Genomic DNA, 12577 nt, shown 5'->3' on the forward strand with positions numbered 1-12577 from the left:
ACATCAAATATCTATTAACTGCAATAATAGTTAAAATGCATTGATAGGTAATATTTACAATTTTTTAGTTCATAAATTTCCAGAGATATAGATCCGATAAAAAAAGCCATAAAACTGAAGTCTTATGGCTTTTAGTGAATTAAAATTATAATTAAAACCTCACCCCAAAAGTGAAGTATACATTATTTCTGTTACTTTTTACCTCTGCGAGGGGTTCAGTTCCATCGTTTAGTTCGTATGGACTTGAGTAAAAATTATTTTTGTAGTTTTGATATGCAACATCGAAATAATAATTATCTATACGATATCCGATACCACCCGTGTAGTATTGACCTTTAAAGAAATTGTTGTCTCCACCTTTAACACCATTTCCATTTACTCCATAACCTGCACGTAAACTTAATTCATTAGTTACTTTTACCTCAGCACCAACTCTATAATTAATCGCTTCTTTATAAGATGCTTTAATAAATGCATTATTGTCACTGATGGTTGTCCGGTCAGATCCATTAGAATCAGAAAAGCGCATGGAAGAATAATCTACGTAATCAACATCAGCAGATATTAACGCAGTATTTGCAATTACATAACTGATCCCTGCAGAAGCTTTTAACGGCGTACGTAAATTATACGTGAAAGTATAATATTGAGTTGGATTGTTTGACTTGGTTGGTCCGGTATTGGCATTTCCCGCAGTAGTAGCCTGTAAGGTCTCACTAGTGTTATCTTCAATGTTCATCCACGTCGGAGTCTGAAAATTTAAACCGATCCTTAATTCGCTAACCGGTCTGAAAATAGCACCCAATTTTAGATTGAATCCACCACCCTTAGTTTCCTGGTTTCTAAAATGGTTAAGGGTATAATTTTCATTACCGTTATAAGTAGGGGGGGTATCTCCGTCGTTATAGGAATTAACAATACCTGATTCAGTAAAGGCAGCGTCGCTGGTGTACCGTACATTAACAAAACTTGCAGTAGCACCAATATATACCTTATTTCCAAAATTTAATGCGCCAGCCACGTTAAATTCTGAAGTCGAACCTAAACGCGATTCATCCCAGTTTTGTTTAAAACTGGCATTATTGTAAGGCTCTGCAGAATATTGGTTTGGAAAAGTCGGTGTATTTTTATTGATAAGAAAACTATTGTACGCATCGCCGGCAATACTGTTGCTAATACCAAAATTATTCGCCTGGTCTACATAAGAATCCCTGATAGAACTGTTTGTATTGGTACCGTTGTAGCTGATATTATTTAAAAAATCATTATTACGGGTATAACTCAAACCAAATACCGTACTAACTAAACCTTTGTCTACATCAGCTCCTTTCATTTTAGCCGCGGGGCTATAAAACACCACACCAATATTGTTCAGGTTAATCTGGCTTTTATTGGCTTTCGTATTATTTCCCAGGTATGCACTATTGTTAGATACGGAATTAAATTCAGGCGTGATGCTGAATTCTGATTTGGTAAACAGGCCCAAACCAGCAGGATTGGCATTAATAGAACCAATGTCGCCACCAACACCAATTTGAGCGCCACCCATTCCCTTAAACCGAGCGGAAGTACCATAATTAGTTTGAGAGAAACGGAATGCATCTGGTGCATAACTTTGAGCATATGTTGTTCCCATAGCAGCTACTGTAGCTACTAGAGACGCCAGGATTATTTTTTTCATTTGTGTGTTTAGATTTTATAATTAACCTCTTCCAGCTCTTGATGGTCTTGAACCACCGCCGCCTCCACCACCGGTAGAGCCGCCACCTCCGCCTCCATAAGATGATGGTGGAGGCGAATAAGTTGGCCTGCTTTCTGTTCGGGTGGGAGGAGTATAACCCTCGTTTCTCGTCGGCCTGTTGCTTTGTGAACCTTGAGGTGAATAGCTGTTATTTCTGGTTGGTCTGCCACTTTGCATGCCATCATTTTGGCTGTAGCCCCCCTGGTTTCTTACCGGTCTGCCAGCATTGTTGTTTGGTGCATAGGATACTCCACCGTTTTGATTAACCATTCCACTTCTGCTGGGTCTGCCTATGTTGGTGCCATTGCCATATCGAGGTGTACCTCTGTCATTACTTCCTGGTCTTGGTCTGAAGTTGTTATTGGTATACACGCCACCACCATAGTATCCGCCTCCAATACCCCAGCCTCCGCCATAATATCCACCGCCCCAGCCATAGCGGTCGTAATAGGAGTAAGGTCCCCAGGCATTCCATGCCCAAGGATTATTCCAGCCAAAGCCATAGTTACCATAATAGAATGGATTATTCCAGATGCTGCCGAAGCCCCATCCTCCGCCATAACCGAAGCCACCGCCCCAGCCTAAACCATAACCACTGCTCCAGCCTAAACCAAAACCGAGATAGTTGGAAGGTCCGTAACTGTTTCCGTAATAATAGTTGTCAAAATAGGGATCATAATAACCCTGGAAACTATATCCGTTGTGAAAGCGGTTGATCCTGGAAGCATAATCCATGTCGTAATATGGGTTGCTGGTTCCATAATATTCGTCATATTCTTCCTGATTGTTGTTTTGATACTGTGCCTGTTGATTTGGGGAAGGAAGAACAACTTCTACCTCTCTGGCTTTCGCTACAGAATTATACACATCGTCAGTCGGCTTAGTTTGAGCCAATTTTGATGTTGAGCATGAGGCCACCATTCCTGCGGTGGCAATCATGACAATGGGTAAAAATTTAATTGGTTTCATTGTGTTTATATTTAGTTGTGTGCGTTTACTTCTTTAATAAACAAATCAAAAGTAGCTAATTATTGCTTATTTTTTTGATGGAAAAACAGCTGTAAAATATTTCAGGTTGTTGTTAATCGTTTGTAGGCATAAATTTATAAATTTGCCATCTAATTTTACACTTTTTAACGTACAAATTACGTTCCAAATACATAAGATGAGCAAAGAAATTACAAGTAGGGAAGCTGATTACTCCCAGTGGTATAATGATATTGTGTTAAAAGCAGATTTGGCTGAGCATTCTGCTGTGCGTGGTTGCATGGTGATAAAGCCTAATGGCTATGCCATATGGGAAAAAATGCAGGCCATACTCGATAAAATGTTTAAAGATACAGGCCATCAAAATGCATATTTTCCTTTATTCATTCCAAAGTCATTTTTTTCGAAGGAAGCATCTCATGTTGAGGGATTTGCGACAGAATGTGCCGTTGTAACACATTACCGACTAAAAAATGACGGCAATGGCAATATTGTGGTCGATGAAACTGCCAAACTGGAGGAGGAATTAATCGTACGTCCGACTTCAGAAACGATCATCTGGAATACCTATAAGGGATGGATTCAATCGTACCGCGACTTACCTATACTGATTAACCAATGGGCAAATGTGGTAAGATGGGAAATGCGTACCCGGTTGTTTCTTCGTACGGCTGAATTTTTATGGCAGGAGGGGCATACAGCCCATGCTACTGCAGAAGAAGCAATTGAGGAAACGGAACGCATGTTGCATATCTATGCTGATTTTGCGGAAAATTGGCTGGCTGTTCCGGTAATCAGAGGGCGCAAATCGCCAAATGAGCGCTTTGCAGGTGCGCTGGATACTTATTGCATTGAAGCCTTGATGCAGGATGGCAAAGCTTTACAGGCTGGTACATCACACTTTCTAGGTCAGAATTTTGCAAAAGCTTTTGATGTTAAGTTTACCGGCAAAGATGGAAAACTCGATCATGTTTGGGCTACCTCATGGGGGGTTTCTACCCGTTTAATGGGCGCGCTGATTATGGCGCACAGTGACGATTCCGGATTGGTTATTCCACCAAAATTGGCACCGGTGCAAGTGGTTGTTGTTCCGATTTATAAAAGCGATGAGGATCTTTCCAAAATTTCCGCATACGTTAATGAATTAAGTTTACGTTTGAGAGGTATGGGTATTTCAGTTAAATATGATGATCGCGATACGCAACGTCCGGGCTTTAAATTTGCAGATTATGAAATGAAAGGTGTGCCGGTACGCATTGCGATTGGCGGTCGTGATCTGGAAAACAAAACGGTAGAAATTGCCCGTAGAGATACCAAAGTGAAACAAACGGTACCACAGGAAGGCCTGGACATTTACATCGCCAAATTATTGGAAGATATCCAGCAAAGCATGTTTAATAAAGCATTGGCTTACCGTGATGAGCATATCACTGAAGCGGACAGTTACGAAGAATTTAAGGAATTGTTAGATACCAAAGCTGGTTTTATTTCGGCACACTGGGATGGAACACCGGAAACAGAGCAAAAAATAAAAGAAGAGACAAAAGCAACTATACGCTGTATTCCGTTAAACAATAAACTGGAAGATGGTATTTGTATCTATTCCGGAAAGGCATCTACACAGAGGGTATTGTTTGCAAGAGCATATTAGGTAGATTTTAGATGTGAGATATAAGATTCGAGATAAAACGGGTCTTGTATCTCACATCTATTGTCTAAAATCTCAAATCTAAAAAAAAATGAAATTCGCCACTAAAGCCATACACGCGGGCCAGGAGCCTGATCCAACCACCGGTGCGGTAATGACACCGATATACCAAACCTCTACCTATTGGCAAAAATCTCCCGGAGATAATAAGGGTTATGAGTATTCAAGAGGTACCAATCCAACGCGTAAAGCCCTGGAAGATTGTTTAGCTGCTTTAGAAAATGCCAAATATGGCTTAGCCTTTTCCAGCGGGATGGGCGCTACTGATGCGGTATTAAAATTATTGCAACCGGGCGATGAGGTAATTACCGGAAATGATCTTTATGGTGGCTCATATCGCATTTTTACTAAAATTTATGCCAAATACGGAATCAAGTTCCATTTTCTCGATCTTTCAAAGCCGGAAAATATGCTGCCTTACATTAATGATAAGACAAAATTGGTCTGGATAGAAACCCCTACCAACCCAACCATGCAGATTATTGATATCGAGGGGGTAGCAAAGATTACTAAAGAGAAAAATTTAATCTTAACCGTTGATAATACTTTTGCATCGCCATATCTGCAAAATCCTATCGATTTGGGTGCCGATATTGTCATGCATTCGGTAACCAAATATATTGGCGGGCACTCTGATGTAGTTATGGGGGCTTTGGTAACCAGCAACGAACAATTGTATAAAGATCTTTGGTTTATTTATAATGCGTGTGGTGCAACACCCGGTCCGCAAGATGCTTTTTTGGTCTTAAGGGGTATTAAAACACTTCACCTTCGAATGAAAGCACATTGTGAAAATGGGGAGCGTATCGCGCATTATTTAAAAAAACATCCAAAGGTTGACAAAATCTATTGGCCGGGTTTCGAAGATCATCCCAATCATGATGTGGCCAGAAAACAGATGCGTGGTTTTGGAGGCATGATTTCCATGACATTGAAAGGGGCAGATTTGGAAGAAACCTTTAGGATCTCCTCTAATTTTAAAGTATTTACCCTTGCCGAGTCGTTGGGTGGGGTTGAATCACTAATTAATCATCCGGCTACCATGACACATGGTTCTATACCAAAAGAAGAAAGAGAAAAGGTTGGGGTAACCGACAACCTGCTTCGTTTGAGTGTTGGGGTAGAAGATGTCGACGATCTTTTAGAAGATCTCGAAAAGGCATTGGCTTAAAATTTCAATCGGGCATTATGCATAGCATTTGCCCGGTTTTTTTTGTAAAAAGCAAGGGCAGTTCTAATATTGATGTTCGTCCGGCTTTACACTATATCTTTTTTGTTAAAATGCTTGATTCATTCAGCTGAAAAACAAAAAAGGATACCGTTTCAATCCGGTTTAGGTAGTTGCTGTTCTGCTGCTATCTTCGTTTAAATAATTACTTGTATGCAATTTCTGAAACTGAAGAATTTCCTTGATAGTAAAGTTGATCAGTATAACAGGCCAAATTTTATCGCTAACGATCCGGTTTGTATTCCGCATCTTTTTGAGAAAAAGCAGGATATCGAAATTGCTGGTTTTTTTGCTGCGGTTTTGGCTTGGGGGCAGCGGAAAACGATTATCAGCAAATGCGGCGAGTTGCTTAGCCGGATGGATAATGCACCTCATGATTTTATACTCAATCATAGTGACAATGATTTAAAGCGTTTACTGGATTTCAAGCACCGCACTTTTAACGATACGGATTTACTGTACTTTATTGCGTTCTTTAAGATGCATTACGGCCGTTTTGATAGTTTAGAACAGGCTTTTTTACCTGAGCAGAACAAATTTCTTACGGCCTGCCCGGAGGTGGCTGATGAAATGACAGATGCTGCTACGGAAATCTGTTTATCCAGACAGATACAGCTTTCTGTTGAACAATGCCTCAATTATTTCAGGAAGTATTTCTTTTCGTTGGATGACTTTCCACATCGTACCAAAAAGCACATCTCTTCACCACAGCAAAAGTCAACCTGCAAGCGTTTAAATATGTTTTTAAGGTGGATGGTGAGAGCTGATGACAGAGGTGTCGATTTTGGGATCTGGGATACCCTGAAGCCTAAAGACTTGATATGTCCATGCGATGTGCATGTAGACAGGGTGGGACGATTGCTCGGCCTCATTAACCGAAAGCAAACAGATTGGTTAACCGCTGTAGAGTTAACTGGCCGTTTAAAAGAATTCGACCCACTGGATCCGGTGAAGTATGACTTTGCCTTATTTGGACTTGGTGTAGAGAAGACATTTTAGTGTTTTTAAAAAATTATAACTGAATAAAAACTTCTTTTTTAACATCATTGTTACTATAATTACATGGTAATCTCTTGAAAAGAGAAAATTGTCTATCTCAACCGTAATTTTTATGATCGCAGTTAATTTTTCTGATGATGACAGGTGGAAGAAATACAATAATTTTTCCCCGCTGATCGATATTTTTAAAAAGTTTCATCCGTTAAATGATGCGATAGAGAGCCGCATCAATCAGCATACATTTCCGGTTAGTTATAAAAAAAATAAATACCTCATTTCGCCGGTTGATCGAAATAAATTTCTGTTCCTGATCGTAAAAGGAGTGGTTAGGGGGTTTATAAAAGATGGAAACACCGAAATTACCACCTGGATTGCAAAGGAAAACGAAGTAGTAGGAACAATACGTAATTTGTGGGTTGAGAGCGAATCGGAAGAATATCTGCAGGCATTGGAAGATGTTGACGTAATTGCCATTCCGCATGTTTTATCAGAATATCTGTATGAAAACTTTACAGAAGCAAACATTGTGGGCAGAAAAATGATGGAACTATATTACCGTTCTGCAGAGGAGCGGGCCTATTTGTGTAGAATTTCTTCTGCAGAAAAACGATACAAACGATTCCTGGATTCTTTTCCGGATTTGATCAATCGTGTTTCACTGAAGCATATTGCCTCCTTTCTGGCCATTAGGTTAGAAACACTGAGTCGTATCCGGAGTAAGATCTAAGCTCCCTCAATAGGCTTTTAAGATACTCTAATCCAGACACCAGAAATGACGTCCTGTCTTGTCTGTTTTCGCATTTTTGGAAGTTAAATTCATTTTTAAAATGTATTATTAGTAAGACATTTAAAAAGTTCCTGTTGATTTTTGTCAATAAAACACTTCCATACATCCTTCTATGACCAGAAGTATGATTTCATCTTATCTTTTTTCATTTACTTTGTAGTATTGAAAAGACAGTTTTTGGGCTTTTACGTTTGAAATAGCATCCGTTTTCAATCTCCAAAACTGGTTTTTTTAAGACAATTACATCCTCCTACAAGTGTTTTCATTTTCAGTAGAATCAGACATGATATGCCAACATCCAAACAGGGGATTTGTTTTAAAAGCCCTGCTTTTTAGTGAATATATTACCTACTAAACAAGAAAAATTTAAGCAATAATTACCCAATATCCCATAGTGGAAAATGAATAACTTTACACAGCTCCTCTACTCAAGTTACCTCAAACAAAACTATCTCAAATTAACATCCTTATTGTTATTTTTGATGTTTTCGGCGTTTTCAGTTCATGCTCAAACTTACAAAACACATTATATTGCTCCGGCTCCATGGCAGTATTGGAGTAATGCGAACGAGATTGTTGTATCTACCAATACTGCTGGTACCACGGCCACGGTAAAGAAAAGTGATGGTACATTGATTACCACTTTAAATCCTACCCCCGGCAATCCGGCAGTTTACAGGTTTGTTGGAGATCCGATAGGGCTGTTAAAAAATAGCATCAATACTGTTTTAGATGCCGCTGGAATTATTGTATCAGGGAATAATCCAATCGCTGTTAATGTGCGAAACATTGCATCAGATAATATTCCGGTAGGAAATTATAATGATGTAAATGACCAGTATATTAAAGGAAATGCCTCACTATTTAGTTTTGGAGATGCAGCTATTGGCAATAACTTTAGAGTAGGGTATTATAGGGATGGTGATTTGAACGGAGTTGCGTCTAATGTTTCAACCATTAGGCCGGTTTATAGCGTAATGGCCATTGAGAACAATACTACGGTTAAACTGAACGGTACTGCTATTACGACCTTGAATGCTGGCCAGAGTTATATTTTGCAGGCTGCAATGGGTAGTTTGGTGGAAACATCTGGTCCGGCAGTAATGAATACAGGAATAAATGTTGATGCGCCTGAAGCCTGTGGTGATGGTGCCTATAATCCCGTTCCACCGGTAAGCTCGCTGGGAAGTGATTATGTGGTAATCAGGGGTAGAGGTAATAAAACAGCTGAGCAAACAACCGTAATTGCCACTGAGCCTAATACGAACGTATCGGTTATGAATTTTGACCATAACGGTGTTCTTCAAACAACCAATAATTATAACCTCATTGCAGCAGGGAGCTTTATTACTTTTCCTAATGGTATTTCTACCGGAAATGGTACTGGAAATGTTCAGGTAGGTGACCCATTTTCGGGATCAAGAATTGTAGCTACAAAAAATGTTGTGGCTTATTCCGGAACAGCTGACCAATGTGAGGTTGATATTGCTACACTGTCACCTTTAAATTCTTGCGGAGGCTCTTTAAAGGCTGAAACATCAAAATTCAGATCCAATGGCTCGACAGACCTGCCTTATTTTGCTTACTTGGTTACTAAAAGCCCCACAGATAAAGTCTATATCACGACCACTGGTGGTAATCCGGTTTATACCAACACCGATATTGAAACCATCAGTGGAATAAATGTGCGTAGGCAGTTGGGAAGCACAGGCGCTTATGCCATTAATTTTAACAATAGTAACATTGGTAATCCAAATTCTTACTTCATTACCAGCAACAGCAGGATAACGGTTGCCATGGTGCAATCGGGTAGCAATTTTTCGATGTCGAACTTTCTGACGCCCTTTCCGGAGAAAACTTTAAAACCGACATCCATAATAGAAAATTGTGCATCTGCTTTATTGAGTGCCGATCCGATCAGTGTTGCTCCTTTCAAATGGTATTTTAATGGTGTTGAAATTCCTGGTGAGACTTCATCAACCTATCGCGCCCCATTATCTGGCTCTTACACCGTTACTTCAATGTTGGAATGTGGCGTGAGTTCGCAGTCGCTACCGGTAACACTTGCTTTGTGTAATATTGATCTGATACTGAATAAAAGCGTTGACAATCCAACACCTGCAAAAGGGTCGACGGTTACTTTTACCATTACAGTGAAAAATTCGGATATAGCTTCCGGGGCCGTAACAGGCACGGGTAATGCCATCGGTGTTTCAGCTACCGATATTCTGCCTTCAGGATATACCTATGTTTCGAACACCACAACTGCTGGAACAACGTACAATCCAACAACAGGTTTATGGTCAATAGGAAGTATGGCTTCTGGTCAAATGGTAACATTAACCATAAAAGCTATTGTAAAGAGTTCAGGCAATTATAATAATACAGCTACGGTTACCGGTCCTCAGGCTGATCCCGTATTATCGAACAATACAGCATCAGTGAGTGTTGTTCCGGCTGGTATCACATTAACATCGGCAGCAGGAACAGATGCACAATCGATTTGTGTAGGCAGTACTTCCAGTGCAATTACCTATCTCATTACAGGGACACCGACTGTATCGGTTACTGGTTTACCTGCGGGTTTAACTTTTAATTCCAGTAATTCTAATGGCAATACCATTTTAACCATTAACGGTGGTACACTGTCAACAGCTGGAACCTACAATTATACGATAAAAGCAACTTATGCTTCCTCTACCGTTACCACTACACTTGGATCGGTAACGGTTATTCCTCCTGCCTCAACCCCATTATTTGCAGCAAACTTAAGTTCTACACGTTGCCAGGGGGCTGGTGTAGAAAGTTATACTGCCACTGCAACCAGTACTACAGGTATCACCTATAGTATCAGTCCGGCGAATTCGGGTGTTATCGATGCGGCAACAGGAACTGTAACCTGGTCTGCCAACTATAATGGTACGGCAACCATAACAGCCGTAGCAGCTAGCCCTTGTGGAAGTAGAAGCGCAAATTATACAGTAACTATTAACCCAACCGGAACCATTTCTGGATCAGGAACGGTATGTTCCGGATCCAACGGGACCCTCACTTTAACAGGTGCGCCTACAACTGTCGTGCGTTGGGAATCCTCAACCGATAATATCAATTGGACAACGATTACTAATACCACTACAACGTTAAGTTACTCCAATATTCAGGCAACCACTATTTACCGTGCAATTGTTTCTGGTGGGGGTTGTACCAACGCCATTTCTGGAACCGCAACCGTAACGGTAACGCCGCGGCCGGTAATTGCAGACCAAACTTATTATATCTGCAAAACTGGTAGTTTTAGCTTTAACCCGGTTTATGCGCCGAACGGAACAACTTACACCTGGTCGGCTCCTTCACTGTCATCATCAAATATTACTGGCGGAACAGCTGGCACGGGTCAGTCTGCTGTAAATCAAACTTTAACCAATACGGGTACAACGTTGCAAACTGCAACCTATACGGTCACCCCAACCTATGCTTCGTGCGCAGGGAATACTTTTACTATTACGGTTTATGTGGTGCCTACACTAACGGCTTCCGCAACCGGAACAACCATTTGTTCATCTTCAGCATTTAGTGTTACACCCAATAGCAATGTAAATGGAACAACCTACACTTGGACAGCTGCGCTGATAACTGGAACTGCTTCTGGCTTTTCAGACCAATCTACAGCTGTAGCCGGGCCAATTTCTCAAACTTTATCAAATACTTCCGGAGCTGATGCTACTGTACGTTACACTGTAACACCGATCTACAATGGCTGTAGCGGTGCAACTTTTAGTTTCAATGTTATTGTAAAAACAGCAATTTCTGCACCAACAGCTAGCAACCAAACGTTCTGCGAGATTTCGAACGCTAAGGTTGCGAACCTGGTTACTACCTCAGGAAGTAATATTAGATGGTATAATACATTGACTGGTGGAACGGCTTTGGCACCTACCGCTCCCTTGACAAACGGTAATTATTATGCGAGCCAAACAAACGCTAACGGCTGCGAAAGTGATCGTGCAGCGATCACGGTAAGCATCACCGCCACTCCTGCACCAACGGTTAGCAACCAGACCTTCTGTGAAGTAGCGAATGCTACTGTTGCGAATCTTGTTACTACATCAGGCACCAATGTTAAGTGGTATAGTACCTCAACCGGTGGAACGGCTTTAGCTTCAACTACTGCGCTAACTAATGGTACTTATTACGCAAGCCAGACGGTAAACGGCTGCGAAAGTGCAAGCCGCTCTTCAATTACAGTAACCATTTATCAAACGCCAAAAGGATTTAATGATACCAAGACACTTAATTGTTTAGGTAATTTTAGCTATGACATTCAAAATGCAAATATCAATAATACCACAAATGGTGGAAATGCTATTTCTGCTTCATTTACATGGACTATTAACTCAAATAGCAATGTAACCGGTGCTACAAGTGGATCAGGTAATACGATTAATCAAACGCTAATTAATACCAGCAATGTAGCGCAAACCATAATATACACGGTAACACCAAAAGCTACTATAACGGGGGGCTGCGTTGGCAATCCTTTTACCGTTACTGTAAATGTTCCAGTTTGTTTATTAGCTGTAGATGATAACGGTATCGGCAATTCAGCAACGGGCGGAATAGCGGTAGCAAATGTTTTGCTTAATGACACCTATAATGGGGGAGTATTGCAAGCAAATTTAACTAATGTAACGATCACCAACGGTACGAACGACAGCAATGGCAAGGTAAACCTTGACCCGGCGACGGGCAAGGTGAGCGTAGCTCCGAACACCCCTGCAGGCGTTTACACCCTGACCTATACGATCACCGATAAACTGGATGCTTCCAAAGTTTCTACCGCAACGGTAAAAGTGACGGTAGCTTCCGGCGCAATCCTGGCGAAGGACGATGCGGGAACAGCGAACTCGGTGACCGGCGGCACAGCCATCGCGAACGTATTGGCGAACGACAACTATAACGGCACCACCACTGCACCAGCTTTAACAGATGTAACGATCACCAACGGTACGAACGACAGCAACGGCAAGGTAAGCCTTGACCCGGCCACAGGTGCAATCAATGTCGCTCCGAACACGCCTGCAGGCGTTTATACCCTGACCTATACGATCACCGACAAACTGGATGCTT

The 12577-nt window shown here is 41.1% G+C and carries 7 protein-coding genes; 5 read left to right on the forward strand and 2 right to left on the reverse strand.

The annotated features are described in order from the left end of the window. Positions 1 to 151: 151 nt before the first annotated feature. Together QZ738_RS10820 and QZ738_RS10825 are read right to left on the reverse strand one after the other, a co-directional pair. Positions 152 to 1681, reverse strand: a complete 1530-nt coding sequence (locus QZ738_RS10820; protein ID WP_293787397.1) for a hypothetical protein — start codon at positions 1679 to 1681, stop codon at positions 152 to 154. A gap of 21 nt (positions 1682 to 1702) precedes the next feature. Beyond that, on the reverse strand, positions 1703 to 2710 hold the full coding sequence (locus QZ738_RS10825) for a hypothetical protein (protein ID WP_293787399.1): 1008 nt from the start codon (positions 2708 to 2710) through the stop codon (positions 1703 to 1705). Between the two features lie 196 nt (positions 2711 to 2906). Between QZ738_RS10825 and proS the strand changes: the two genes are divergently transcribed. From proS to QZ738_RS10850, 5 genes are all read left to right on the forward strand, one after another. Next, positions 2907 to 4379, forward strand: a complete 1473-nt coding sequence (gene proS, locus QZ738_RS10830; RefSeq protein WP_293787401.1) for a proline--tRNA ligase — start codon at positions 2907 to 2909, stop codon at positions 4377 to 4379. 88 nt (positions 4380 to 4467) lie between these two features. Next, on the forward strand, positions 4468 to 5607 hold the full coding sequence (locus QZ738_RS10835) for a cystathionine gamma-synthase (RefSeq protein WP_293787403.1): 1140 nt from the start codon (positions 4468 to 4470) through the stop codon (positions 5605 to 5607). A 210-nt stretch (positions 5608 to 5817) separates the two neighbouring features. Further along, positions 5818 to 6663, forward strand: coding sequence for a TIGR02757 family protein (locus tag QZ738_RS10840; protein ID WP_293787405.1), 846 nt, complete (start codon positions 5818 to 5820; stop codon positions 6661 to 6663). Positions 6664 to 6775: 112 nt separating this feature from the next. Continuing rightward, a complete protein-coding gene (locus QZ738_RS10845) occupies positions 6776 to 7390 on the forward strand; it encodes a Crp/Fnr family transcriptional regulator (protein WP_293787407.1) in 615 nt (204 codons plus the stop codon). A gap of 461 nt (positions 7391 to 7851) precedes the next feature. Further along, positions 7852 to 12577: PKD-like domain-containing protein (locus QZ738_RS10850; RefSeq protein ID WP_293787409.1), on the forward strand; the 4726-nt coding region annotated here is incomplete at its 3' end.

The sequence above is a fragment of the uncultured Pedobacter sp. genome (assembly GCF_913776295.1).
GTDB lineage: Bacteria > Bacteroidota > Bacteroidia > Sphingobacteriales > Sphingobacteriaceae > Pedobacter.